Here is a 24,310-nt window from a genome sequence, read left to right on the forward strand (position 1 = left end):
CCGGTAGGGGATCTCTGCGACGAACTGGTGGCTGCGGGCTTTAATGTGGTCGAGACGCACGCACGGACAACCACCGGGCAGCGATCGCACGGAGCCATCTGGTGACTCCAAGCAACGGCTATATCGTTGAGGGCCTACCCTTCAGGTCGTGGCTCATGCTGGAACGATTTGACGGCTTCATGCCGCCGCTGCAACTCGATAACGGGCACCACGTAGTCTTCCTGGATGCCACGCCGGTCTTCGCCGAAGAAGCCCAGCGCGTGAAAGAACACGACGTTGAAGGTTTGTTTGATGTCTGGGATGAGGACCCACCCAGACTTTCTGACCTAAACCGGAGCCTTCCGGGCCCACTAAGTGCATAGCGCAGTGGGTGTCTGACCTGCCATGCATGCTGAGGCGGGCAGCGATAAAGGAACAGGATTGCCACCGTAAGCGGATCCTCTTGCGGACGCTGGTTAGGGGCCGCTTCTGGGAATATGGCGAAATGAAGAAGTTCATGCGATCACTGGCAACCGACATTCTCAGCGCCATCGGTCCAGGGCGCCGGTTCGTTGCAATCGATGGCGTGGATGGCAGTGGCAAGACATCGTTCGCCGCAAACCTGGCCTTCGAGATCCAGAATCGACCCGTGATTGTCGTCCACGCCGATGACTTTCTGAACCCCTCGCCTGTCAGGCATGCCAAGGGACGTGCCTCACCCGAAGGGTTCTGGCAGGATACCTACAACTACGCTGCCCTGCAGGATCAGTTGCTTACGCCACTGGGCCCAAAGGGGGACGGCTGGTACTCGCCGGCTTCCTATGACTCAGTGACCGACCGAATGGCACTAGTGGAGGTCGTTCGCGCTCCATCAGATGCACTGGTCGTTGTCGAAGGCATGTTCCTGCACCGGGATGAACTCGCCTCCTACTGGGATGCTTCGGTGTTTCTGGACGTTCCGTTCACTGAAACCGCGGCACGAATGGCAGTTCGGAACGGGAGCAACCCCGACCCTGAGCACCCAACGATGCGCCGGTACGTCGGTGAACAGCGCCTCTACTTCGACGCTGCACGCCCCTGGGAACTTGCCACGTTCGTCGTAGATAACTCTGATTTCACTTCCCCAAAAGTCATCCGTCCCGACATGGTTTCAACTGTCCGGTGAAGGTTCGACCAACGGCCACGGACCAGGGAGCGGCTCCTGCCGCCCAATACGCTGGACCAAAGAGATGATCGCGCCGAGCAACGACCGAGTCGTTTTCGTGGCCGTCACCGTAGGCGAGGTCGTGGGCGCAGCCAAGACGCATTTCCACCCAGACCCCGCGGGCAGCGCCCCCGCAGGCCACTTTCTAGGGGGCGTAGTCGTCGCTCCGGTGTCGCTGAACGATGGCAGCGAACTTTTGCGTCCGGTGAGGGATCGGCTTATGGGAAGCCCGCCACGCGAGCCGCGACGAGGGAGACAGCAATTGATGGACGGCGCCGAGTCCTCAGCGCCGATCAGGCAAGCGTGATCTGAGTTCTTCTGCGAAGGACGCGATGGCCTGACGCCGGTCTCGGGTGAATGTTCTAGCCTGCATGTCCAAGACTGCCCGGCTGCCGTGCTCGTCCAAGCCCAACAGCTGACCCACCCGACGGATCGCTTCGTCCATGTCCTGTGAATCCTCGATCTCGTGGAAGACCTCGTCCCGCCGATCCATTGCCTGCACTAGAGCCTCGTGGAGCATCAACTGCTGCCTGATCTGTCGCTCGTCCTCATCCATGCGGCGATTCTCGCACGACGAAGCTCATGGCATGGAGTACCGGTGGAGGATCGGTTTACGGGCCACTGCTGCGACACCGCGCGATCACGAATGCCGTCAAGAAGCGATCAAATCCATATCTAGAATTCGTGTGCACTCGTGTTTGCCAACTCATCCGCTGTGCTCCGCCGGTCGAGCTGCAATGCCTTCTCCTTGCGCCCGGGCCGCGACACGGCCCCGTCCACTGATGCAAAGCTGGCATCGCACTATTCACTCAGTGTATAGATGGGGGTGTGAACAACTCTCTCACTCTGTTGGGCCTCTTGAGCCGCGAGCCGAGCTACGGCTACGACCTCAAGCACTCTTATGACCGCTACTTCGGAGCCGGAAAGGCCTTGGCCTTCGGGCAGGTGTATTCGACCCTGGCCCGAATGGTCCGTGATGAGCTGATCCGGGCCCTGGGTGAGGAGACCGGAGGCGGACCGGACCGCAAGAAGTACGAGATCACCGTGGCCGGCCAAGACAGGGTGCGCGAGTGGCTATTCACTCCCGACGTTCCCTCCGAGTCCCTGCAGAGCGAGCTCTTTGCCAAGACCGTGATCGCCTTGTTGCTCGACGACGATGCCGACCGGCTGCTCGACGTGCAGCGCGGCGAGCACATGGCCCGGATGCGGGAACTGACCCGGCTGAAGAAGGACGCGGACCTGCTCCGGGTCCTGATGTGCGACCACGGCCTGTTCCACATCGAAGCTGACCTGCGCTGGATCGACCTCACCAGCGCCCGCCTAACCCAACTCAAGAAGGAGCTCCAGAGCGCATGAGCACCCATGACACCGTTGAACCCATCCTCAGTGCCCACGGTCTGCACCACTCCTTCGGGCAAACGGAGGCATTGCGGGGCGTCGACCTCGACGTCCACGCAGGGGAAGTATTAGCCGTCATGGGCCCGTCCGGATCGGGCAAATCCACGCTGCTGCACTGCCTGGCCGGTGTGCTTGTCCCCGACGCCGGGTCGGTTGCCTACCGCCCCGCCGGGCGGCCGCCGATGGAGACCAGCGCCCTCGGAGAGCCGGAACGGGCCCGGCTGCGTCTGACCGATTTCGGCTTCGTCTTTCAGTTCGGCCAGCTGCTGCCGGAGCTCACCGCAGCTGACAACGTGAGCATCCCGCTGCTGCTCGCCGGCACTCGGCGGCCGGACGCGCTGCGCCGATCCACGGAAATACTGGAACGCCTTGGCCTGGAGGGGCTTGGCGCCAGGCTGCCCGGCGAACTGTCGGGAGGCCAGGCACAGCGCGTCGCCGTCGCCCGGGCTCTGGTGACGTCCCCTGCCGTGTTGTTCGCCGATGAGCCCACGGGTTCGCTGGATTCTCTCGCATCAGAAAACGTGCTGACGCTGATGCTCGAGTTGGTCCGTGAAGAGGGCACCACGGTGGTGATGATCACCCACGACGCGCGCACCGCCGCGTATGCGGACAGGGAAGTCATAGTGCGCGACGGAGCCATTGGTGCCGGCTACCGGGTGTCCGCGTGAATCCGGGGTTGCTCAAGCTGGCAGTCGTCGGCAGCAGGTCCGCCTACGGCAGGCTCGCCGGCATCGCCGGAGGGGTCGCCGTCGGAGTATGCCTGTTGGTGCTGCTGTGGGGCGGCGCCAACGGCCTGAGTGCACGTGATGACCGCGGTGCCTGGCTGCGCGAAACCGGACGCCCGTCCGTCGCCGCCCCGCCAACGGAAGATCCGACCACTTCGGGACCGGGGACACCGGTTCCGCTGACCCCCGCCACGGTGCTCATGGAAGCCAACCCGGTGGAGGTCTTCCGTGACCAGCTGATTAACCGCCGCGACGTCGCGGCTCTGGATTCGGCCACCGTCAGGATGCCCGGGATCGGCAAACCTCCGGAGCCGGGCCATTACTACGCGTCCCCGGCGCTGAAGCGTCTGATCGAATCAACACCGAGCGATGAGCTTCGTGACCGTTTCGGGACGTTTGCCGGCACGATTGATGATGCTGCCTTGCCCGGGCCGGATTCCCTGATCGTCGTCACAGGAGCAACGGAGGCCGAGCTCCGCCAGAACGGCAGGGCCGTCCTGGTGTCAGACTCCACTAGCGGCCCCTACGGTGGCAGCGCGGCCGCCTACAACACGGTGGTGTCCATCGGGGCCATTGCGGTGTTCTTCCCCGTTCTGCTGCTGATCAGCATTGTCACCGGTCTGGGCGCCGCCCAGCGCCGGGAACGCTTCGCGACCCTGCGCCTCATCGGCGCATCCCCACAGGTCATCTCCCGGATCGCCGCCGTCGAAACCGCCGTTCCCAGCCTGATCGGGGCGCTGCTGGGCGTCGCGCTGGCGATCGTGCTGAGGCCGGCTGCCGCGCAAATACCGGTCAACGGCACCAGGATGTTCGCCGCCGACCTAACCACCGGATGGGCGGCCGTCGCCGGCGTCGTCGCCCTGGTGGTCGCGGCCTCGACACTTGTGGCCGCGCACCGCACGGCCCGTGCCGGCATTGGCCCCTTGGGTGTGACGAGGGCCGTGCACGAAAAAACACCCACCATGTGGCGGACCGCGCCCGTGCTGGCCGGACTCGCCGCCATGATCACGGCTGTCCCCGCGATCCGGACCGGCGACGCGGGGCTACTGTGGCTGGCATCACCGCTCCTTATCCTCGGCTTTCTGCTCATCCTCGTCGGCATCGTGGTCATCGGTCCCTGGCTGACCCGCCTGGTGAGCCGGATCGGACTGCGCCAGGCGCGAAGCGCGGCCGGAGTCATTGCCGCCAGTCGGATCCAAAAGACACCGGTCGCGACCTTCCGGTCCGTATCAGGACTGGTCATCGCCGTGTTCGTGGTCTCCGTCTTCGCCGGAGGATCCAGCATCGTCGAATCCACGGAGGTGCGCCCGGCCCGGCCCGGCCTGCTCCAGCCCACCAGCCTCCACGCCACCATAAGCAGCGGACACACCCCGGCCCAGGTAGCGGAGGCCGCCCGCCAGGCCAGGGACCTGGCCGGAATCCGCAGCGCCACCGTCGGCTACGGCCCGGCAGCTCTCTCCGAAAGGGGTGCCGGTTCTGAAATCTACTTTCGCGCCGCGGACGCCCCCGACCTCGGATTCCAGGACATCCCGGCCGCAGAGACTGTCGCCGTCGATATGTCGTTCCTCCACTACTGGACCACGCAACCACTGGCACTGACCCCGGCGCCCGCCACCAACCTGGACGGACTGGTTCCTGTCGTGATGGTGCTCGGCACCGACGGGACCCCGGAAGCTATGGACCGTGCCCGGACAGCATTAAACAGTTCAGGCATCACGGCCATCCCTGCCACCTCCCCGCTGGACCTCAAACTGCAGTCCACCGGCCGCCTGATTCAGGGCCTGGCCGTCCTTGCCTACCTCGGCATGTTCGTCGCGATCGCCATCGCCGGCCTCTCGCTGGCCGTCGCCACCGCCTCCGCCGTTCTGGACCGGAAGAGAGTTCTCGGCCTGATGCGGCTGATGGGAATGCCGGTTTCCGTCCTGCGCCGCATCATCACCCGTGAAGCAGCAGTCCCGCTCCTGGCCGTGCTGCTACTCTCGGTCGGCCTCGGATTCCTTGTCGCCTGGCTGATGGTGACCTTCATTGACGACAGCTACCGGGTGACCTGGCCGGCACCCGACTACTTCATGGCCCTGGGTCTCAGCTTGCTCCTGGCCCTCGGAGCAGTCACCGCGACCTTCGGCCTCATTCGGAGCAATACGGCAATGACGGCTACCCGCTTCGAGTGAAACGCCCTTGAGACGAGCCGATGAAACGTCCGGTGAAGGATCGTTGATCGGGACGCTCCGGCGGTGTTACCGTGAGGGCGATTGGGGAGGCATAGTGCTATTGCTCGGGTGGGTCTTGTTAGAGCGCTTTGTCCACGCCGACGTTGCGATCCGCACGACGTTCAGCGCGGGTGCTCCCCCCGTCACCGCTCTCCTTCTCGTTGCTCTGGCCGTGGCCCTGACGGTCCTCATGGCGTGCGCCTTGCAAGCGCTACTCTGCACCCTTCTGGTTACAAGGGGCTACTCTGAGGCCCCGGGCCTGGAGGGCCAGCACGGCCTACTCTCCTTGTCTTTGGTTCGGTCCGCACCCGTCGGAGGGACAGGCCCTCGCGCTCCAGGCAGACCTCGCCGCCGCCCCGGGAGCTTCCTCACAGCCCTCTAGAATCCAACCTTTGCCGGCAATCCAGCCGCCCACACCTGGAACATGCCAACGCGCTGTGTGCGCTACTCCTCCCGGGCGACCTCAGAACACTTCTCTGACTGCCGCCACAAGGAGCTCATCGCCATGTCCCCCAATACCCTCTTGTCCTCACCCTGCAACAAGCCCCCGCGATACCGCTCAGCGGCTCACCGTCGCCTTGGACTGCTGTGGCAGCTCGCCCGTCGAGCGTTCCGCCAGGTGACTATGCGAGCCACCCTGTTCGGTGGATGGGTCTGGTTCGCGGCCGGATCACTGATTGGATTCGAAGCGTTCGACATCGTCTTCGGCACGTTCGCCTTGGCCCCCGAGCTGCTCCCGCTCGTAATCCTCGGCCTCGCACTCACGTGGTATTTCCGCGGTCAAATTCGACGAGTTTCAACACGTGCCCGCGCGTACCGGCGCCTCAGGCGCATATACCGCGGTCTCAGCTGACTGTGCCCGCACGCCCAATGGTCTGCGGCACGGGCCGCTAGGCTCCGGACTATGCCTTCCTCCTGGACCGTTCTGATCTCGCTTCACGCAATCGCCGCCAGCTACTCACTGATTTTCGGAGCCGTGAACCTGCTGCGCCGTACCAAAGGCGGCAGCGTTCACCGGATCGTGGGCAGGATCTGGGCTGTTGCTACGTATGTCGTGGTGCTGACGTCGTTCGGAATCAGAACCATCGACGGAGGGTTCAATTGGCTCCACGCACTCTCAGTGCTGACGTTCTGCACACTGACAGCGGGACTGTGGGCCATCTGGAAGAGAAACATCAGGGCCCACCGCAGTTTCATGACCGGTAGTTACTTCGGTCTGGTCGGCGCTTTTGTGGGCGTTCTGGCAGTGCCATCGCGCCGCATTCCGCAGCTCGCCATCCACCAGCTCCCGCTGCTGGCGCTGTTGATCCTGGCCCTGCTGGGCACAGCCACACTCACCGTCACCGGCATTGCCCAGCTCCGCAAGACAAGGGTCCCCATCACCTAGCCCGGCCGTGCACCCACGGCAGGGACCCAGGGCAGGAGCAGAACATTGCTGTATAGCGGGGATGTCAGGGGATCCCTGGCGCCTCGAAGTCCCGTTAGCCGATCCTTTTTCGGGCGCTCCGATTACTGCCCCGGCGTCGCCCGTCTAATTCTGCGAGTACATGCTCAATGAGGGGCTGCTGCCAAGAAAGACGGCTAGAGCTCCCGCTGAGATCAGAGCGATAAGCCCTCCCGCGAAAAGCCCGAGCATCACCCCTGGCGGCGTGTAGCCTCTTTCGTTCAGCGCGGTGAAAGCAACCGTGACGATCGCGGCGAATGCGAGCAGGCAGCCGATCACCGCGCCAATCCAACTGCGAGTTGATGAGTCAGCTCTATTTCCGAGGGCGCGGCGGACCAGCTCCAGCCCAATCACGGCAATGACTTGCCAACACAGGACCGCGCAGACACCCCAGAGGATTGCCTGGGCAGCGAGAGGACCCACTTCAGGGAAAAGGAAGACCGTCCGCTCCACCGCCGCCGGCCACACCCACACCTGCACCACGACGGACAAGAGAAACAAGGCCACCAGCGCGACAGACAGTGCGAATAAGGTTCTCCGGCTAAAAAACAGGCTCGGCTGAACTGTGCGTTCTTTTACGTTCCCCATGGCCAAAGCGTAACCCTCCCCTCCGAGACGGCCCAGCGACTTGGGAATGGAATGAAACGATGCCACGCAGCTTGCCTCAACCGTCCCGATAGCCGGTCCTCCACCGGCCGCCCCGACGCTGCCCGTCGGCCTTCTCCACATCCGCGTGTTTCCCCCATTCCCGCATTCCCGTATACCGTGCCCGAATTAGTGCCCGGTGGAGGTGCCTTATACGCTACGGTCCGAAGTATGCTCATCGGCTAAGTCCGCTGCTCGACCAGCAGCCAAGACCTCACCGCCTAACACCATGGTCTCCACGCCCTCGGTGGCGTGACCTCATCCGCGCCCGGACCCGCGAAGGCATGGCGTTGGCGGAGGCCAAAGGCAAGCTTCGAGGCCGACAGCCCAAACTCTCCAAAAAGCGGGAAGCGCACCTCGTAAGCCTCCATCGGGGCGGCACACACACACCACAACGGAGATCGCCTAACTCTTTGGCGTCGCCCGCTCCACCGTCTACCGGGCCATCCAGCGCGCCGCGCCGGCCACGTGATCTTCTCCAGCCAGCGAGCCAGCGAGCCAGCGAGCCGGCACATCGTGAACATCGGTTCGGCGCGGCATGGGCGCTCAATTTCCCGCCGCATACCAGGACCTGCACCGACACCCTCGTTCAACGCCTCGCTAGACCCTGACGCAGGGACTCCGGAGAAGGCCTACGCGGGCCGCGCGGTACCCTGACGTTTTGGGCAGGCGACTCCTGACCAAAGTGACGCTTTGTGCAGGGGACTTCGGACACCAGATGTCCATACCCGGCTGCAAACCCCCGTGCTTTCGGGGAAGCTTGTGCAGACGACTTCGTAAAACCACACCCTCGCCCCGATCCAAGGAACCCATGCCGATCAACAGACAAACACTGAAACAGGACGGGTTCACCGGTTTCCGCCCGCTCGGAGACCTTGATATCAACCGGATCCCGCAGAAACCCGGGATTTTCGCCGTGCTGCAGCCGGAGGGCTTCCGACATCAGTTCCTGGCCAAGAGCACGGCCGGCATCTTCAAGAAGAAGGACCCCACCCTGACGGCGAAAGCGCTCGCTGCCGAATGGGTCGACGGCGCCGACGTCCTCTACGTGGGGAAGGCCGGCCCCGGCAGCAAGGGCAACCGCGGACTGCGCCGGCAGATCCAGGAATTCGTCGACTTCGGCATCGGCAATCCACCCGGTCACTGGGACGGCCGGCTGATCTGGCAGCTCGCCGCCGCCGGGTCGCTTGTCGTCGCGTGGAAAGAGCTGCCTGTTGAGCAGCTCCATGCGGCCGAGGCCGGACACCACGCCGCGTTTGTTGATCAGTACGGGCGGCTGCCCTACGCCAACCTGGTCCAGGCCCGGGTCAAGGGCAGCTAGCTCCAGGCTGCCCCGCCGTGCGTAAAGCGCCCCGCCACGAGCGTTGCAGCCACCGGCATCGCCGCGAAGACAGCATCGGATACCGCCAGCGGGTCGCCGTCGAGTACCGCGAGATCCGCCGGATCCCCCACCCGGATCCTGCCCCGCCCTCGTGTTGACGCCGTCAGGGCATCCTGCCGTGTGAGTGCCTGCTCCGGGTGCCAAGGGTCTCGACCGTCCTGCCGCGCCCGTGTGGTGGCCGCCGACATTGCGGTCCACGGTTCCAGCGGAGCCACTGGCGCGTCGGAGCCCAGCGCCAGCGTCGCACCGGCGGACAGCAGCGACCGGAGCGGGAATGCCCGGTCGGTGCGCCCCGCCCAGTTGGAATCGGCGGCATCGCGATCGTCCAGGGCATGGGCGGGCTGGACACTCGCCGTCAGGCCGAGTTGGCCGAAGCGGGCGAAGTCCTGGCCGCGGACGAACTGGGCGTGCTCGATCCGCCCGGCGATCCCGGCCGCGGCGAAGGCATTCAAAGCCACCTCGTTGGCGCCGTCGCCGATTGCGTGCACGGCCGGGACAAAGCCGGACTCTTTGGCCCGGACCAGCAGTTCCAGCAGTTCGGCCTCGCTCACCGTGAGCAGCCCGCGGCCGCCGTGCGGGTAAGGGTCCACACAGAAGGCGGTGCGGGTGTTCAGCGAGCCGTCGATCAGCACCTTCAGCGGGCCCACCCGCAGCAGGCCCGCCCCGCCGTCGAGTTCCTGCCCGGTCCGCATCCCCTCCGCAATGGCGCGGGCCAGATCCCGCGGATAGACGCCGGCCTCCACCCGGAACGAATCAAAGCCGGCCGCAACGCGACGCCGCCAGACGCCGGCATTCCACGTCATTTCGAAATCAACAATCCCCACGATCCCGCGCGCGGCCGCAGCCTGCGCCGACCCCCGCACCCAGGCATCCACCACGGCATCGGGCAGGTTGCCCAGCTCACGGGTCAGTTCGAAGGCCGGCTCCTCGCGCAGCAGCCCTGAGGCGTCCACTGTCAGGCCATAACGGCGAGCCGCCGCACTGTTGAGCCAGACGCAGTGCAGATCGTGGCTCAGCAGCGCCACCGGCACGCCCCCGGTGGCGCCGTCGAGCAGCTCCAGGCTGGGCACATCCGCCCAGAGAGCGTCGCGGAAGCCGACGCCCACCACCGTCATGCCGTCAGCGCTATGGCTGGCGAGACGGGAACTGACGACGTCGGCTGCCGCATGCGCCGAGGCGGCGCCGGCGAGATCGATCCGGTTGGCGGCGAGGGCCCACTGGGTCATATGGACATGTTCATCCCACAACCCCGGGATAAGGTAGCGGCCGCCCAGATCCGCCACCCGGGATGCATCGACAGCCGGCAGTCCGGCGCGTGCGATCCGCGACACCACCCCGCCGCTTAGGTGCAGGTCATACAGCGTCGTCCCGCCGGGGAAGCGCGCCGAGGCGAGAACGAGGTCATTGCGGGGAACGTCAGCAGTCTCGGGCATAGGACACAGGGTATGGGCCGGAGCGCAATGCGCCAATCCGGCCCTCCGCCGCCGCTGGCTGCCAGGGGTCGGGCCGGACACGGGACTTTCGCCCCTTACCCGGGAACCGGGTACCGGCGAGGCTGGATTCGTAGCGGTTCCTGCGCGGGCATTGGGGGATGAACCGCTTGCATATGGGTGGTTCGGGTCCCGCTCGAGCCTTGGGAAGGAATAGCGTCCTGCTCACGGACTGCGCGGGAGGTATGCATCTCCGTGCCCCACGGGCAGCAGGTAAGCCGTGGCGGCACTTTCGACGTCCAAGACGCTTCGTTCACACCGTGCCGGCACCGCGTGGCCAATCCACCGGCCGTCACCACAATCAAGGAGAACGCATGAAAGCCCTCGTTTATGGCGGTCCAGGAGAGAAGTCCTGGACCGACGTCCCCGATCCCAAGATCCAGAATCCCAGCGATGTGATTGTCAAAGTGGACACTACAACGATCTGCGGGACAGACCTCCATATCCTCAAAGGTGATGTCCCTGCCGTCACCAAAGGCCGGATTCTGGGCCACGAGGGCGTGGGGACCATCACCGAAACCGGCTCGTCGGTCACCAGCCTGAAGGTGGGCGACCGCGTTATCATCTCGTGCATTAAGTCCTGCGGCCACTGCGCCAACTGCAAGACCGGCCTCTACTCGCACTGTATGGGCGGGGAGGGTGCAGCCGGCATCGGCTGGGTTTTTGGGCACTTGATCGACGGCACCCAGGCCGAATACGTCAGGGTCCCCTACGCCGAAAACTCCCTTCATTTGCTCCCCGAGGGCGTCACCGATGAACAGGCAGTGATGCTTTCCGACATCCTTCCTACCGGCTTCGAGATCGGGGTGCAGTACGGCCGCGTCAAGCCCGGCGATACGGTCGCCGTCGTCGGCGCGGGCCCGGTAGGCCTCGCCGCCATCGCCACCGCCGGTCTCTACGGAGCTGCCACCGTCATCGCCGTCGACCTTGACGCCAACCGGTTGGAAAAGTCCCGGGAGTTCGGCGCCACCGACGTTGTCCTCTCCAGCGACCCGGACTGGAAGGATCAGGTGCTCGCGCTGACCGATGGTCAGGGTGTTGACGTGGCGATCGAGGCGGTCGGCATCCCGGCGACTTTCAGCATGTGTACTGAAATCGTGCGCCCCGGTGGCAACGTGGCCAACGTCGGTGTGCACGGCAAGTCTGTGGAGCTGCACGTGGAAAGCCTCTGGATCCAGAACATCAATATCAGCATGGGCCTGGTCAACGCCAACACCACCCCGATGCTCCTCAAACTCGTGGCTCAAAAGAAGGTTCCGGCGGAAAAGTTCGCCACCCACCACTTCACGTTCGACCAGTTCCTGGAGGCCTACGACACGTTTGCCCGTGCCGCAGAGACGAAGGCGCTCAAAGTAGTCATCACGGCATAAAAGCCCTGGTTGTCTGAGCAGGGTTATCCGAGTGATCTGAAAGGATGGCGGCCATGCGACCAGGCCGGATCGTCATGCTGGTGCTGGGTACGCTCAGCGCCCTCCTCGGGCTGGGGCTGCTGGCCGGAGCAGGCGCCGCGGGCTTTGGCAACTATGTCCAGCGCGACAACGGGTACTTCACCACGCCTTCGGAACGGTACGCCACGAGCGGCTACGCCTTGACCACACCCCGCCTGGACATCATGACGGAGCGTGGAGTGCCCGATGCCGTTCCGGTCGGCGTGGTCGGAAGCCTTATGCTGAGCGGTTCGGGGGAGTCCGGCAAGGACATCTTCATCGGGGTCGGGCCGCGGAGCGACGTGGCGGCCTACCTGGACGGTGTCAGCCATGCGGAGATCACCGATGTCCGATTCAACCCTTTCCGGGTGGAGTACCGGAGTGTGGCCGGGGCCAACGTTCCGGCGCGGCCGGCGGACCAAAGCTTTTGGGCCGCCTCTGCTACCGGTGCGGGGGAGCAGCAGCTGGAATGGGACCTGCGCTCCGGTAGCTGGGCTGTGGTGATTATGAACGCGGACGCCAGCCCTCCGACGGCCGTTGAGCTAAAGGCCGGAGCCCGCTCCGAGCTGTTGTGGCCAGTCTTCGTCGGTCTCCTGATCGGCGGGGTTGTATTTCTGCTGATCGGGATTCCGCTGATAGTGCTTGGCGCCGCCGGTTTGGGTCGGGGTGGTCCGCCGCCGATGCCCGGGCAGAGCTGGGCGGTGGCCGGAGCGGCAGCCCCCCAGTTCCCTGCGGCCGGTGCGGCGGCGGGTGCCCCGCCGGGATCTGCCGCCGTCTATCCGGCCCGGCTCAGCGGCTATCTGGACCCCAAGCTGTCCCGGTGGTTGTGGCTGTTCAAATGGTTCCTGGCGATCCCGCACTTCATTGTGCTCTTTTTCCTTTGGTTTGCCTTTGGCGTGGTCACGATCGTGGCGTGGTTCGCGATCCTCTTTACCGGCCGCTACCCGCGCTCGCTGTTCAACTTCAACGTCGGCGTTCTCCGCTGGAGCTGGCGGGTGGCCTTCTACTCCTACGCGGCGCTCGGCACGGATATCTATCCGCCGTTCACCTTGGAGCGCACGGACTACCCGGCGGACTTCGACGTCGATTATCCCGAGAAATTGTCCCGCGGCCTGGTGCTCGTGAAGTCCTGGCTCCTGGCCATCCCGCACCTGCTGATCGTGGCTCTGCTGACCGGAACTGCCCAGACGTGGGTCTACCGGGACGGTCGCTGGGCGCAGGTGGGCGTAGGGGTGTCGCTGCTTGGGCTGCTGGTTCTCATCGCCGGAGTGGTCCTGTTGTTCACAGGGGCGTACGCGAGGGGGCTCTTCGATTTCCTGCTGGGGCTCAACCGCTGGATTTACCGCGTCTGGGCCTATGTTTCCCTGATGCGGGATGAATACCCGCCTTTCCATTTGGATTCGGGGCCGCGTGATCCGGGTGACACCGCCGCGATACCCCCGGCATGGTCTCCCGCCGGGCCCGGTGCACCCGGTGGCGATCCCGCCGGGCCCGGTGCACCCGGTGGCGATCCCGCCGGGCCCGGTGCACCCGGTGGCGATCCCGCCGGGCCGACAAATGCCCGGCCGACAAATGGCGGGCAGGGCTTCTACGGCATCGGTGGGCCGGCAGCCCGCGGCCCGGAAAAACGCGAGACTCCAGCCGGACCGGAGGCCGCGGCGGGCCCGACCGTCCCAGCGAGCCAAGACAACCGGCCGAGCCACTAGTCCATTCCGGGACCCCAGTCCGTTTCGGGACACTCGACGCAGCGGCCGGGAAGTCCACCGGAGTGCCCGGCCGCTATGCCGAAACCGCCGCCATAGTGTTGGTCGTGCTTCGACGCTGCCTTCGACCTCCTTCAAAAAAATTGTTTACATGCATGTGCATCCAAACGGCCCCGTGCGCCGGTAGTAGGTGTGTAAGCAAAAATCGCCCGCCCGGCGGGCCGTTGAAGGAGATGTAGATGCGTACCAGGATTTTCGCAGCGGGCGCCGTAGTAATTGCGGCAGCTCTCACCCTTGCCGGCCCCGCCCAGGCCGCCGAGTCCGACGCCCAGCTTTCCGTCCTCCATGGCGTTCCCGGACTTACTGTTGACGTCTGGGTGAACGGCGAACGGACCCTTGACAACTTCGCTCCGGGCACCCTGGCCGGTCCGCTGGCCCTTCCGGCCGGCGACTATGACCTCGCCATCACCGCCGCAGACGCCGCGGATGCCTCCGCCCCTGTGATCGGACCCGTGAAGGTTACCCTCGCTGCCAGCGGCAACTACACGGCCGTCGCAAACCTTGACGCAGGGGGGAAACCGACGGCTAACTTCTTCACGAATGACGTTTCACGGCTGGAGCCCGGTAAGGGAAAGCTCACTGTCCGCCACACCGCAGCGGCGCCGGCCGTGGACATCCTCGCCGGTGGTGCCTCCGTGATCTCCGGCCTGGCCAACCCCAATGAGAAGACCCTCACGCTGGATCCCGGCACCCTGTCCGTTGCGGTTGCTGCCGCCGGGACCACGGCTCCGGTGATTGGTCCGGCCGATGTGACGGTTGCGGAGGGCACCCACACGATCGTGTACGCCTGGGGCAGCCTCGCGGACAAGAACCTGATGCTGGCCGTGCAGAACATTGAAGGACTGCATTCCGCCCCCGCCGGCGTTCCCGGCGGACGCTCCGGTGCCGTTGACGCGGGAACCGCATCAAGCGGTCAGCCGGCCGCGATGGCAGGCATTGGTGTTGTGATCCTCCTGCTGCTGGGAGGCGGCGTCGCTTTGTCCCGCAGGCAGCCGGTGTTCCACAGCACCCGCTAAGCCGCAACCACAAACCCCGGCCGCCCGGCTACCCGCCGGGCGGCCGGGGCCCGGGTCTCACCACGTCAGGAGGACGGTCATGAAGCGCACGACAACGGCGGAGGGCGCCGGGGGATCGTCGGCTCCTTGGCAGCGGACAGCCGAAAGGAGCCCAGCCGCGCGACACGCGGCCGCCGCCCTCACGATGGCCCTGCTGATTGCGGGGTGCGCCGCAATGGAGGCGTCCGTCCCCGACGCGGGCCGACCCAGCCTGGAGCCCCCGCCGCCGGTACAGGCTGCGACTCCTGCAGTCCCCACCTCAGTTATTCCGGTCCGGCCGGCAACCCCACTGGTCCGGGCGCCCAAGGACCCGGCCCCCCGATTCCTTACGGTGGAGGGAACCACCATCAACATGCCGATCGTGCAGGTGGGTGTCAGCCCCGACGGGGCCATGGAGATCCCGGATCCGTTCGACGAGGCTGGCTGGTACCGCTACGGCCCGGCTCCCGGGGCCGCGGCCGGATCCGCGGTGCTTGCGGCACACGTCGACACGACCTCCGATTCGGCGCCCTTTTCCCAACTAAAGTCCCTCGCGCCCGGCACCATTGTGACGGTCCAGCGCGAAGGGTCGGCAGCCCTAACGTTCCGGGTGACCGGGGTCGAACTTATGGCCAAAGACGCGTTCGACGGCGTTTCCATCTTCCGGCGTGACGGTCCGCCCCAGTTGAAACTGGTGACTTGCGGGGGCCGATGGCTGGACGAACAGCAGGACTACGGTGACAATGTGATTGTCACGGCGGCTCCGGCATGATTCAAGGCGCAGGGCTCATCGTCGCCACCAACAGCGGGAAGGAGCCGGGATTGGCACCTCGCGAGGACTCTTCCGGCTGGGACCCGGAACTCACCGAATCTTTCGCCGCCGGTGACGAAACTGTGCTGGCAGAGGCGTACCGGCAGTTCTCTCCCCTGGTGCATACGCTGGCGCTTCGCTCGCTGCGCGACAACTCCGCGGCCGATGACGTTACCCAGGAGGTGTTCATCCGGGTGTGGCGGTCGCGGTCTGCGTTCGACCCGAAGAAAGCGCGGCTGCCGGCGTGGATCGTGGGCATCACCCGGAACGTGATCACGGACGCGCAAGCGGCCTCGATGCGGGAAGCCCGGAAGGTACTGGCCGCCGTCGAACGCTCCCCGGACCCGGAACAGGCGGCCGGGCACGCGGCTGCGGAGGTTCTGGCCGACCGACTGCTGCTGGACGGGGAACTGGAGAGACTGGGCGAGCCGCAAGGATCAATCCTAAGGCTTGCCTTCTACGATGACCTGACGCATTCGCAGATTTCACAGAAACTGGACCTGCCGCTTGGTACGGTCAAGAGCCACATCCGCCGCAGCTTGTCCCAGCTCAGAAGCCGATTGGAGGTAGACCGTGCAACATCTTGATCCGGATTCCCTGAGCCTGCTAGCCCTCGGCGAAGCGATCGGCGACGACGCCGCGGACCACCTCCGGGCCTGCGCTGGTTGTGCAGCAGAATTTTCTGGCCTCCGCCGCGCTGTGCTGGCGGCCAAGCCCGGACCGGCCATCGTCGCCTTGGAGCCGCCGGGGCCGCAGGTGTGGGCAGGGATTCACGGCGTCCTGGGGCTTTCCGCCGCTGTAGCTGCCGACCCGCTGTGGTCCGCGCCGACGCCGGGTTCCCGCCCGGTGGCAGCGACTGAGCCACCGCCGGCGCATGGGTCCGTGACGCCGTTCCCGTCCCGGGCGGAAAGCACCGGCGAGCAGCAGACGGGCGGATGGCGCTTCGGCCGGATCCGCCGGTCCGGGATGTGGCTGGCTGCGGCCGCGGCCACAGCGCTGCTGGCCGGCGGGGCCTTCTGGTCCATACAGCAGAACCAGTCGGCGGTGACCCCACTGGCACGGGCCGAACTCACTCCGGTGGACCGGCATTCCGCGACCGGATCGGCCCGCGTCGTCGAGGCCAAGGACGGGCAGCGCACCCTGGAGGTACAGGTCGACAAAAACGAGGCCCGCGGCTACCAGGAGGTCTGGCTGATCGCGCCGGATCTCTCGCGGCTGGTGAGCCTGGGGGTCATGACCGCCGGCTCCGGCACATTTTCCGTGCCGGAGGGCCTGGATCTGGCCGAATACCCGATCGTGGACGTGTCCGACGAACCGGTTGACGGGAATCCCGCGCACTCCAGCGTCAGCATTGTCCGCGGGACCCTTGCCTTGTGAGCTGACCGATCCCCAGATGCCGGCCCTACTGCCCTGGCGGCTGTTCCGGCGTCCGGTATCCGGCGGGGTACTGCTGCGTTCCGGGTGACTGGGAGGTCGGCGCATTCCACACCGGCGGCGAGTTGGGCCAGGCAGGGAGCCCGCCGTGGGTTCCTGCGGCGGGCGTTCCGCCCTGGAGCCGGACCAGCTCTGCGGTGTTTTCCGCGGTGCGGATACCGGCTACGAGGGATTCGAGGCCGATTCTTGCCAGCGCGAGGTAAATGATGACGAACAGGGGCCCGATCACCAATAGAACGAGCAGACCCAAAACGGGGCTGCGGCTGCTAAACGCTGCGATAACAAAAACCAGGTACATCACGCCTAAGGCGATCATGATCAGGATGTAGACGATCTTGGCGATGGATGGCGAGATAAAACGAGTAAATGACAGGTCAAACAAGTTCTTCACAATTTCCCCCAAAGTAGCGCCGTTGACAGCGACGATTTATGTTTGTCACGCTGAGCATAACCGCAGCTGCGGCGGTTTCCTGCGGTTTTGCTGTTGTGCTGCGTCGAGTGTTCAGCGAACCGTCGAAACGGCCGGGCCCAGGGCCTTCCGGGACGCCGGCGGGCCTGCTGAATAACGAGGTGCCGCAAGGGGGCTGCTGCGGGGTAGGACCGCCCACCTGAACTGCACCGCAACGCCTGCCGACGTCGGAAATCTTGCCTGCTTTATGGCCCCAAATAAGGTGGTGGTCGTCTCCGGGGACACTGTCAGCATTTCAGCAGTCGCGATCGAAGACTATTGGGGCAGTGCCACGTGGGACTAAACCGGGGACGGCCTGCTACTGGACCGTCACCTTGATCCGTTGCACCACGTTATTGCCCATCCCCTGGTAGTTCCAGGACTGTTCCAGTGGCTGGATTGCGCCGGAGGCGTCAGTGGCGCGGCAGGACCGGGTGCGGCGTCAACACCGGCCCAGTCCCGCAGCTTAGATCGCGTGCGACTCGGCCAGGAACTGCGCCAGGCCCAAAGGTTCGCGGCCGGTGAGTTCGTGGACGGCCGACGTCGGCCCGGCCAGTTCACCGGTGACGATTGCCGTGTAGGTGCTCACCCAGGCGTCCACCTGCCACGCCGGAGCCCCGTAGGAGGCGCGCGAGGCGTACGCCTCATCCAGGCTCTCGTTGTGGAACGTGATGGTCCGGCCGGTCCCGGCGGTGAGAAGTGCCGCGGCCGAGGCCAAGGAGAGGTCCTCAGGTCCGGTGAGGTCGTAGGTTCTGCTGATGTGCAGGGACGGGTCCCGGAGCACGGTCACGGCGGAGCGGGCAATATCCGCCCGGGCAACGGCCGCCATGGAACCGTCCCCGGCGGGTCCGCGGATCACGCCGTCCTCGCCCGCCAGCAAGGGCAGGAAATCGAGGTAGAAGTTGTCCCGCAGGAAGGTGTAGTCCATACCGGAAGCCCTGATGTGTTCCTCAGTGGCGAAATGGTCCCGGCCGAGAGTGAAGGCGCAATCAGCCGCCGCGCCGAAGAACGAGGTGTAGACGATGTGCTGCACACCGGCTGCGGCAGCCGCGTCCACGAAGGTGAAGTGCTGCTGCATCCGGTCTTCGGCCTCGGCGGCGGAGACCATAAAAAGCGTCTCCACCCCCGCAAGTGCCGCTTTTGCCAGCGCCGGGTTGGCGTAGGTCACGACGGCGGCGTCGGCGCGTTCCAGCTGCGGGGCCCTGCTGGGGTCACGGACGAGCAGTCGTTGCGGGGTGCCGGCGTCGGCCAGGTGGCGGGCCACCATGCCGCCGAGGTGCCCGGTGGAACCAGTGACGGCGAGCGTGGGCGTACACGTCACGGGCCTAGGCCTCCCGGGACGCCGGCGACTTGGTCTGCGCCGGGTCGCGCTCGGCGAGAGAGCCGATCGCGGCGTCAATCTTGGCCATGATCCCGGCATCCAGCTGCACGCCCGCCGCCGCGACGTTCTTCTCGATCTGCTCCGGCCGGGATGCGCCCATAATGGCCGAGGCCACGTTTTTGTTCTGCAGGACCCAGGCAATACTCAGTTGGGCCATGGTCAGGCCGGCCTCGTCAGCGATTGGTTTGAGTTGCTGCACGCCGGTGAGGACCTCGTTGGACATCCAGCGCTCGATCATCTTCGAGCCGCCCTTGGAATCCGTCGCCCGGCTGCCCTCCGGCGCGGGTTTGCCCGGGTGGTATTTCCCGCTCAGCACACCCTGCGCCATCGGTGACCAAACGATCTGCGAGAGACCAAGTTCCTCGGACGTCGGAACCACCTCGGCCTCGATGACCCGCCACAGCATGGAGTATTGCGGCTGGTTGGAAATCAGCTGGAAACCCAGTTCCCGGGCGAGGGCATGGCCGTCGCGGATCTGGTTGGCGGTCCATTCGCTGACGCCGATGTAGAGGGCCTTGCCTTGCCGCACGATATCCGCGAACGCCTGCATCGTCTCTTCCAGCGGGGTTTCGTAGTCGAAGCGGTGTGCCTGGTAGAGGTCCACGTAGTCCGTCTGCAGCCGCGAAAGGGAGCCGTTGATGCCCTCCATAATGTGCTTGCGGGACAAGCCAAGATCGTTGTGGCCCTTGGGGCCGGTAGGGCCGAAGACTTTGGTGAAGATTTCCAGCGACTCGCGCCGCTCACCTTGGAGGGCCTTGCCCAGCACGGTCTCCGCGGCGGTATTGGCGTAGACATCTGCCGTGTCGAAGGTGCTGATGCCGGCGTCGAGTGCGGCCCGTACGCACTGGGTTGCGACCTCGTTCTCTACCTGCGAACCGTGGGTAAGCCAGTTGCCAAAGGTGATTTCCGAAATCTTGAAGCCGCTGTTCCCGAGGTATCTGAATTCCATGGGTTCCAACGTAGCCGACTTAGCTTCCGGGGGTAAGGCCCTAGCTTGCCTTGCGCTTCTGGGACTGGGTCCCGGATGGTCGGGCGTTCGGCTGCCGGGAAACGGACGCGCGCAACGGCTTCAGCGGAGGCCGCCCGGAAACGGAAGCGAGCGAACCAGTGTCCAGCAGCGACTGAGGCGCAGGCAGTGGGATCTTTTTGAACGCGGCCGGGACGCTCCCAAGCTGGCCGTTCCGGTCGGTGGAGGACTCTACCAGCGGAGCTACGGCACGCACGTCACATGCCGGGACCGCCGGGTCCGGCAGTTCGCGGACCGTGACCTTAACGGCCGGCGCGATCTTCGCCTTGGCGCGGGCAGCTGCGCGGGCGTCTGCCTGCGCGACGGCGTCAACCCAGCCCGCTGATAGGGCAGGTTCCGTCCTTACCGGCCCGGCCGCTTGGGCGGGCTCGGAAGGGTGGGCCGGACGATGCTGGATCGTTACGGCGGCGCGAACCGGACCGGTGTGCTCGACCGGTTCGGCGGTTCTGCCTGCTGCACTGAAGAGCGCGCGTCCCAAGGCCATAACGGTCACGGCGATCAGCCGGCCGAGGCCTGCAATCACCAGCGTGGCAACAAAGGCCAGGAAGAGACCGAAGGTCATCACAAAGGCAACGGCCAAGGTCCCGAAGAACGTCAGATTGAGGGCGATGGTTGTCGGATCTCCCATTTCACCTCTCCTTGCTGGCCTTGCGGCGGCGCGTCCCGCTCTGCGCTGCGGGCAACGGCACCCCTTAACCATACGTACTTTCTCTGCCGGACACGCAGGCAGGCGGTGTCTTCGCCAAGACGTGTCGAAGCTGTTACGGACCCGGCTCGGCCAGCACCATCGGGCCTGCGTCTATAGTCGGAAGGAGCCTCGCCGGCGTCGTCCGGCAACCTGGAAAGGACAAACTGTGACGCCCCCAGACACCGCCCCTCCCGGATCCGGCCAACCCGGTCCGGCCCCGTTCACGGACAACTGCCCGTGCCTCTCGGGGGAGCAGTACGGTCTCTGTTGCGGCAGGTTCCACAGCGGCGCGGCGCAGGCATCGACGGCCGAACAGCTGATGCGCTCCCGGTATAGCGCTTTTGTGCTGCTGGATGCGGGCTATCTGCTGCGGACTTGGCACCCGGACAGCAGGCCGGCCGCATTGGACCTGGATCATGGATTGCAGTGGCGGCGGCTGGACATCGTCGCCACCCGGCGCGGTGGCCCGCTGGACTCCGAGGGCATCGTGGAGTTCAAGGCCCATTTCCGTCACCACGGCGGACGCGGCGTTCACCATGAGACCAGCCGCTTCGTCCGGGTCGACCGCCGCTGGTATTACGTTGACGCCGTCGAGTTCGGCTGAATGACCGGCTTGCAGGTGCCGGCGAAATTGCCTGCCTAGCGTTCCTCGACCGGTTCCACCGGGGTGAACCCGGCGCGATCCACTTTGCGGTGGAAGTGCATGCCGGCGGTTCCGCCCAGGACGGCGCCGACAAGGGCCACGGCGGCCACCACAACTGCGGCGATGGCGCTGGTGGCGGTCAGTTCGCCCTCGTTGACCGGGATGCGCGGGAAGCTGTTGAGCTGGGCCAGGATGTTGTACCGCTGTCCCGCCACGATGCCGAGAATGGCGACGACAACCGCGGCGATGAGGGCCCAGACCCACACCATAAATCCTTGTTTTGCGCCGCTAAAACGTGCCATCCGGCCAGCGACGTAGCCGCCGGAGAAATACGACACAAACAAGATGACCAGCACGGCGATGATGCCGACAAGCCCCATCGTTTCGTTGCCCGCGGTGACTGCAGCGTTGACGTCCGTATTAGTGGCGAGGCCAACGGCGGTGCCGGCAGCCGCGACCAGTGCCGTCAGCAGGACGGCCATTCCGGTGGCGGCCAGCCAGCCGAAGAATGCTGAACCAATCTTGATGCCGCCGAACTGCTCCTTTTCGCGGGCCACCACGGTTTCGCGGGTGGGGACATCGTCGAGCACAGTCTCATGCCCCGTCGCGTCGTGGCGCACGGCAGTGACGGGCCGGCTGCGGGCTGGTTCGGTGCCGGTCGGGATGGCCTGGGTGTCGTTGATGCGGACGGTGTTGTGGCGGTCGGCATCCTGGCGGGCGTCGTGGATCCCGGCGTTCTGGCTGCCGGGCGTGTCCTCGTCACGGGCGCGTCGGGGAGTGCGATCATCGGGGCCTGCTGGGTTGCTCATGAGGACTGCTCACTTTCACTGAATGACCCGGACTCATTTTTTGAGCCGGGCACCGCCAGGCGGAGGCCGGCGTGCAGGCCTCACCACCAGCTAATCACGGCCAGAACATGGTAGCAAGGATGCTTACTATTGCTCGTTGGGTGTCGTCTCCTGTCAGCGGTACTTTCGGTGCAGATTCGGTTTCACCGACGCGCGCGCACTGGCGTCGGCAATCCACGGTCCGGTCCCTTCGGACTGGTCAAGGACGCCGGCCTCCAACCATTGGTGATCGCCGGCCAGAACCGTGCGGGAAAGCGCGTGGTCGGTCTCGTCGGTGTTCCGCCAAAGCTGGTCGAAGTATTCATCAACCCGCACCCGGGCCTGCTCACAGAATGCCTCGGCAAGATCGTAAGCGGACGCGCCCTTCTCCGGGGAGGTCCGCAGCAGCATTTCCGCCCGGGAGCAGGCCGCGGCCATGGCGAACAGTTCAGCCCCGATGTCCACAATCCGGCCCAGGAAAGCCTGTTTGTGTTCAAGCTTGGCCTGCCACCGGCCCATCCCGTAGAAGGTTTGCCGGGCCAGCCGCCGCGAGGTCCGCTCGATGAAGCGAAGTTGCTTCGCGAGCCTGCCGAAGTCGCTGTAGGACCGCGGGTCCATGCCGGCCCCGGCGACCAGTTTGGGCAGCCATTTCGCGTAAAAGCCGGAGGCCCCGACGGCGGCCCGGGCCTTGTCGGACAGGCTGGCGTCCGCGGAGGCGAGATCTCCGGCCGCGGTCAGGTGCGCGTCGACGGCTTCGCGGGCGATCAGCAGTTTCATGATCTCTGAGGATCCCTCGAAAATGCGGTTGATGCGCAGATCCCGGAGCTGCTGTTCGGCAGGTACGGCGCGTTCGCCGCGGGCCTCGAGCGAGTCCGCTGTTTCGAAACCGCGGCCGCCGCGGATTTGCACCAGTTCATCGGCGATCCGGCAGCTGATCTCGGTGGACCACAGTTTGGCCAGGGCCGCCTCGATCCGGACGTCCTTCTGCCCGGCGTCGGCCATTTCGGCGGAAAGCTCAAAAACCGCGTCGAGGGCAAAGGCGCTGGCTGCAATGAAGGCGATTTTTTTGCCCACGGCCTCGTGCTGGCCCACCGGGCGACCCCACTGGGTGCGGGCGTTGGACCACTCGCGGGCGATTTTCAAGCTCCACCGCCCGGAGGCGACGCAGAGCGCTGGAAGTGCGAGCCGGCCGGTGTTGAGCGTGGTGAGGGCGATCTTGAGGCCCTGTCCTTCGCGGCCGAGCCGGTTGGCTGCCGGCACCCGGACCCGGTGGAAGCGGGTGACGCCGTTCTCAATTCCGCGCAACCCCATAAAGGCATTGCGGTTTTCCACTGTGATGCCGGGGGAATCCATCTCAACAACGAAGGCGCTGATTCCGCCCTTGTGCACGGTGCCGTCAGCACCGGTCCGGGAGGGAACCACCGCCATGACCACCACGAGTTCGGCGATCACCCCGTTGGTAGTCCAGAGCTTGACGCCGTCCAGGAGGTAGGACTCGCCGTCGTCGGAAGGGACTGCGGTGCTGCCCATCCGGGCGGGGTCGCTGCCAACATCGGGCTCGGTCAGCAAGAAGGCGGTCACGGCGCCGGCGGCGCAGCGCGGCAGATACTCCTGTTTCTGTGCCGGCGTGCCGAATACCTTCACCGGCTCGGGGACGCCAATCGACTGGTGCGCCGAGAGCAGGGCGCCGAGGCTGGGGTGGACGGAACCCAGCAGCGCCAGTGCCCGTCCGTAGTAGACCAGGGAGAGGCCAAGCCCGCCGTAGTCGCGGGGAATTTTCATGCCGAAAACACCGAGGTCGGCGAGGCCCTTCAGGTACGCATCCGGAATCAGCGCGTCGCGCTCGATGGTGCGCCCGGACATCGTGCGGCAGTACTCGGTTAGGCGGGCCAGGAACTCTTCGCCGCGTTCGACGTCGTCCGCGGGGGCTTCCGGCCACGGGTGGATCAGGCTGAGGTCAAAGCTGCCGAGGTACAGGCCCTTGGCGAAACTGGGCCGGTCCCAACTGGACTCACGGGCAGCCTCGCTGATGGCCCGCGCGTCGGCCGCAGTAGCGTCCGGACCGAGCGCCGCAGGTGGAGCTGTGGCTTCCGAGGCGGGCGTGGCGGCTGGTTTGCCAGTGGCTGGATTTTCAACGGCGGAGCTCATCGGGCATCTCCTCTAACCGGGGTACCGGCTTGAGCCCTGGATCCGCCGTGGGTGGAGGACCCTTCAGCTGTCACGCAATACTACCCGCGGGTAGGTCCCGGTACTAGGTGTACTCAGCCAGCAGGTTGGTTACATCTGCTGATGGGTGGTCGTCCTCCGAGGGCTGCGTGGTTTCGGCGGTGGTTGTAGAAGTCTAGCCAGCC

23 protein-coding genes and 1 pseudogene are annotated in these 24,310 nt (G+C 65.6%); 14 read left to right on the top strand and 10 right to left on the bottom strand.

Annotated elements, in window-relative coordinates; genetic code table 11:
* Positions 1-101: 101 nt before the first annotated feature.
* Positions 102-362, top strand: coding sequence for a suppressor of fused domain protein (locus ABIB49_RS17950; RefSeq protein ID WP_226774169.1), 261 nt, complete (start codon positions 102-104; stop codon positions 360-362).
* A gap of 134 nt (positions 363-496) precedes the next feature.
* Positions 497-1,144 (top strand): nucleoside/nucleotide kinase family protein, encoded by a 648-nt coding sequence (locus ABIB49_RS17955; protein ID WP_354157535.1) that lies wholly within the window; start codon positions 497-499, stop codon positions 1,142-1,144.
* 322 nt (positions 1,145-1,466) lie between these two features.
* On the opposite strand, the gene ABIB49_RS17960 is transcribed toward ABIB49_RS17955, so the two are convergent.
* Positions 1,467-1,739, bottom strand: a complete 273-nt coding sequence (locus ABIB49_RS17960; RefSeq protein WP_226774167.1) for a DNA gyrase subunit A — start codon at positions 1,737-1,739, stop codon at positions 1,467-1,469.
* A 272-nt stretch (positions 1,740-2,011) separates the two neighbouring features.
* On the opposite strand from ABIB49_RS17960, the gene ABIB49_RS17965 reads away from it, so the two are divergent.
* From ABIB49_RS17965 to ABIB49_RS17980, 4 genes are all read left to right on the top strand, one after another.
* Entirely contained in the window at positions 2,012-2,539 is a 528-nt protein-coding gene (locus ABIB49_RS17965; RefSeq protein ID WP_226774166.1) for a PadR family transcriptional regulator, read from the top strand.
* Positions 2,536-3,249 carry an ABC transporter ATP-binding protein gene (locus tag ABIB49_RS17970; protein ID WP_226774165.1) on the top strand — a complete coding sequence of 238 codons (714 nt, stop codon included), beginning with the start codon at positions 2,536-2,538 and terminating at the stop codon, positions 3,247-3,249. Before ABIB49_RS17965 ends, ABIB49_RS17970 begins: the two co-directional genes overlap by 4 nt.
* Positions 3,246-5,477, top strand: a complete 2,232-nt coding sequence (locus ABIB49_RS17975) for an FtsX-like permease family protein (protein WP_354157536.1) — start codon at positions 3,246-3,248, stop codon at positions 5,475-5,477. Before ABIB49_RS17970 ends, ABIB49_RS17975 begins: the two co-directional genes overlap by 4 nt.
* 943 nt (positions 5,478-6,420) lie before the next feature.
* Positions 6,421-6,903, top strand: coding sequence for a DUF2306 domain-containing protein (locus tag ABIB49_RS17980; RefSeq protein ID WP_226774163.1), 483 nt, complete (start codon positions 6,421-6,423; stop codon positions 6,901-6,903).
* Between the two features lie 144 nt (positions 6,904-7,047).
* Here ABIB49_RS17980 and ABIB49_RS17985 read toward each other — a convergent pair whose 3' ends face one another.
* Positions 7,048-7,548, bottom strand: a complete 501-nt coding sequence (locus ABIB49_RS17985) for a DUF2975 domain-containing protein (protein WP_354157537.1) — start codon at positions 7,546-7,548, stop codon at positions 7,048-7,050.
* An 868-nt stretch (positions 7,549-8,416) separates the two neighbouring features.
* On the opposite strand from ABIB49_RS17985, the gene ABIB49_RS17995 reads away from it, so the two are divergent.
* Entirely contained in the window at positions 8,417-8,926 is a 510-nt protein-coding gene (locus ABIB49_RS17995) for a hypothetical protein (protein WP_354157538.1), read from the top strand.
* Here the strand turns inward: ABIB49_RS17995 and ABIB49_RS18000 are convergent.
* Complete coding sequence (locus tag ABIB49_RS18000) at positions 8,923-10,419, bottom strand: amidohydrolase (protein ID WP_354157539.1); 1,497 nt, start codon at positions 10,417-10,419, stop codon at positions 8,923-8,925. The genes ABIB49_RS17995 and ABIB49_RS18000 overlap by 4 nt on opposite strands.
* Before the next feature lie 371 nt (positions 10,420-10,790).
* Between ABIB49_RS18000 and ABIB49_RS18005 the strand changes: the two genes are divergently transcribed.
* The 6 genes from ABIB49_RS18005 (at position 10,791) to ABIB49_RS18030 (ending at position 16,888) form a co-directional block, all read left to right on the top strand.
* Positions 10,791-11,846, top strand: a complete 1,056-nt coding sequence (locus tag ABIB49_RS18005) for a zinc-dependent alcohol dehydrogenase family protein (protein ID WP_226774159.1) — start codon at positions 10,791-10,793, stop codon at positions 11,844-11,846.
* Positions 11,847-11,899: 53 nt separating this feature from the next.
* Positions 11,900-13,609 carry a DUF4389 domain-containing protein gene (locus ABIB49_RS18010; protein WP_354157540.1) on the top strand — a complete coding sequence of 570 codons (1,710 nt, stop codon included), beginning with the start codon at positions 11,900-11,902 and terminating at the stop codon, positions 13,607-13,609.
* Between the two features lie 236 nt (positions 13,610-13,845).
* Complete coding sequence (locus tag ABIB49_RS18015) at positions 13,846-14,682, top strand: DUF4397 domain-containing protein (RefSeq protein ID WP_226774157.1); 837 nt, start codon at positions 13,846-13,848, stop codon at positions 14,680-14,682.
* A gap of 79 nt (positions 14,683-14,761) precedes the next feature.
* A complete protein-coding gene (locus ABIB49_RS18020; RefSeq protein WP_354157541.1) occupies positions 14,762-15,472 on the top strand; it encodes a class F sortase in 711 nt (236 codons plus the stop codon).
* Complete coding sequence (locus ABIB49_RS18025) at positions 15,469-16,098, top strand: RNA polymerase sigma factor (RefSeq protein ID WP_226774155.1); 630 nt, start codon at positions 15,469-15,471, stop codon at positions 16,096-16,098. The genes ABIB49_RS18020 and ABIB49_RS18025 overlap by 4 nt, the downstream gene beginning before the upstream one ends.
* A complete protein-coding gene (locus ABIB49_RS18030; protein WP_282360820.1) occupies positions 16,085-16,888 on the top strand; it encodes an anti-sigma factor domain-containing protein in 804 nt (267 codons plus the stop codon). Before ABIB49_RS18025 ends, ABIB49_RS18030 begins: the two co-directional genes overlap by 14 nt.
* Positions 16,889-16,913: 25 nt before the next feature.
* Here ABIB49_RS18030 and ABIB49_RS18035 read toward each other — a convergent pair whose 3' ends face one another.
* From ABIB49_RS18035 to ABIB49_RS18055, 5 genes and pseudogenes are all read right to left on the bottom strand, one after another.
* Positions 16,914-17,336: a DUF4282 domain-containing protein gene (locus ABIB49_RS18035; protein ID WP_283481060.1), complete on the bottom strand. Its 423-nt coding sequence runs from the start codon at positions 17,334-17,336 to the stop codon at positions 16,914-16,916.
* A gap of 376 nt (positions 17,337-17,712) precedes the next feature.
* Positions 17,713-17,823: pseudogene (locus ABIB49_RS18040) on the bottom strand (hypothetical protein); the annotation flags it as partial.
* A gap of 36 nt (positions 17,824-17,859) precedes the next feature.
* Entirely contained in the window at positions 17,860-18,714 is an 855-nt protein-coding gene (locus tag ABIB49_RS18045) for an SDR family oxidoreductase (RefSeq protein WP_226774152.1), read from the bottom strand.
* A 4-nt stretch (positions 18,715-18,718) separates the two neighbouring features.
* The gene (locus ABIB49_RS18050; RefSeq protein ID WP_283481061.1) at positions 18,719-19,723 is read right to left on the bottom strand and encodes an aldo/keto reductase family protein; all 1,005 of its coding nucleotides are present in this window, start codon (positions 19,721-19,723) and stop codon (positions 18,719-18,721) included.
* Between the two features lie 40 nt (positions 19,724-19,763).
* A complete protein-coding gene (locus tag ABIB49_RS18055) occupies positions 19,764-20,429 on the bottom strand; it encodes a hypothetical protein (RefSeq protein ID WP_283481063.1) in 666 nt (221 codons plus the stop codon).
* Positions 20,430-20,655: 226 nt separating this feature from the next.
* Between ABIB49_RS18055 and ABIB49_RS18060 the strand changes: the two genes are divergently transcribed.
* Complete coding sequence (locus ABIB49_RS18060) at positions 20,656-21,093, top strand: YchJ family protein (protein ID WP_226774149.1); 438 nt, start codon at positions 20,656-20,658, stop codon at positions 21,091-21,093.
* 35 nt (positions 21,094-21,128) lie between these two features.
* Here ABIB49_RS18060 and ABIB49_RS18065 read toward each other — a convergent pair whose 3' ends face one another.
* Together ABIB49_RS18065 and ABIB49_RS18070 are read right to left on the bottom strand one after the other, a co-directional pair.
* The gene (locus ABIB49_RS18065; protein ID WP_282360822.1) at positions 21,129-21,941 is read right to left on the bottom strand and encodes a TIGR04086 family membrane protein; all 813 of its coding nucleotides are present in this window, start codon (positions 21,939-21,941) and stop codon (positions 21,129-21,131) included.
* Positions 21,942-22,094: 153 nt separating this feature from the next.
* The gene (locus tag ABIB49_RS18070; RefSeq protein ID WP_283481065.1) at positions 22,095-24,107 is read right to left on the bottom strand and encodes an acyl-CoA dehydrogenase family protein; all 2,013 of its coding nucleotides are present in this window, start codon (positions 24,105-24,107) and stop codon (positions 22,095-22,097) included.
* Between the last annotated feature and the right edge of the window lie 203 nt (positions 24,108-24,310).

This window comes from Arthrobacter sp. UYCu512, assembly GCF_040547075.1.
Lineage (GTDB): Bacteria > Actinomycetota > Actinomycetes > Actinomycetales > Micrococcaceae > Arthrobacter.

Excerpts from the sequence above, each read along its gene's own strand:
- ABIB49_RS17955 (WP_354157535.1), top strand. The coding sequence starts at position 497 with ATGCGATCACTGGCAACCGACATTCTCAGCGCCATCGGTCCAGGGCGC.
- ABIB49_RS17960 (WP_226774167.1), bottom strand. The coding sequence starts at position 1,739 with ATGGATGAGGACGAGCGACAGATCAGGCAGCAGTTGATGCTCCACGAG.
- ABIB49_RS17970 (WP_226774165.1), top strand. The coding sequence starts at position 2,536 with ATGAGCACCCATGACACCGTTGAACCCATCCTCAGTGCCCACGGTCTG.
- ABIB49_RS17980 (WP_226774163.1), top strand. The coding sequence starts at position 6,421 with ATGCCTTCCTCCTGGACCGTTCTGATCTCGCTTCACGCAATCGCCGCC.
- ABIB49_RS17985 (WP_354157537.1), bottom strand. The coding sequence starts at position 7,548 with ATGGGGAACGTAAAAGAACGCACAGTTCAGCCGAGCCTGTTTTTTAGC.
- ABIB49_RS17995 (WP_354157538.1), top strand. The coding sequence starts at position 8,417 with ATGCCGATCAACAGACAAACACTGAAACAGGACGGGTTCACCGGTTTC.
- ABIB49_RS18000 (WP_354157539.1), bottom strand. The coding sequence starts at position 10,419 with ATGCCCGAGACTGCTGACGTTCCCCGCAATGACCTCGTTCTCGCCTCG.
- ABIB49_RS18005 (WP_226774159.1), top strand. The coding sequence starts at position 10,791 with ATGAAAGCCCTCGTTTATGGCGGTCCAGGAGAGAAGTCCTGGACCGAC.
- ABIB49_RS18010 (WP_354157540.1), top strand. The coding sequence starts at position 11,900 with ATGCGACCAGGCCGGATCGTCATGCTGGTGCTGGGTACGCTCAGCGCC.
- ABIB49_RS18015 (WP_226774157.1), top strand. The coding sequence starts at position 13,846 with ATGCGTACCAGGATTTTCGCAGCGGGCGCCGTAGTAATTGCGGCAGCT.
- ABIB49_RS18020 (WP_354157541.1), top strand. The coding sequence starts at position 14,762 with ATGAAGCGCACGACAACGGCGGAGGGCGCCGGGGGATCGTCGGCTCCT.
- ABIB49_RS18025 (WP_226774155.1), top strand. The coding sequence starts at position 15,469 with ATGATTCAAGGCGCAGGGCTCATCGTCGCCACCAACAGCGGGAAGGAG.
- ABIB49_RS18050 (WP_283481061.1), bottom strand. The coding sequence starts at position 19,723 with ATGGAATTCAGATACCTCGGGAACAGCGGCTTCAAGATTTCGGAAATC.
- ABIB49_RS18055 (WP_283481063.1), bottom strand. The coding sequence starts at position 20,429 with ATGGGAGATCCGACAACCATCGCCCTCAATCTGACGTTCTTCGGGACC.
- ABIB49_RS18065 (WP_282360822.1), bottom strand. The coding sequence starts at position 21,941 with ATGAGCAACCCAGCAGGCCCCGATGATCGCACTCCCCGACGCGCCCGT.
- ABIB49_RS18070 (WP_283481065.1), bottom strand. The coding sequence starts at position 24,107 with ATGAGCTCCGCCGTTGAAAATCCAGCCACTGGCAAACCAGCCGCCACG.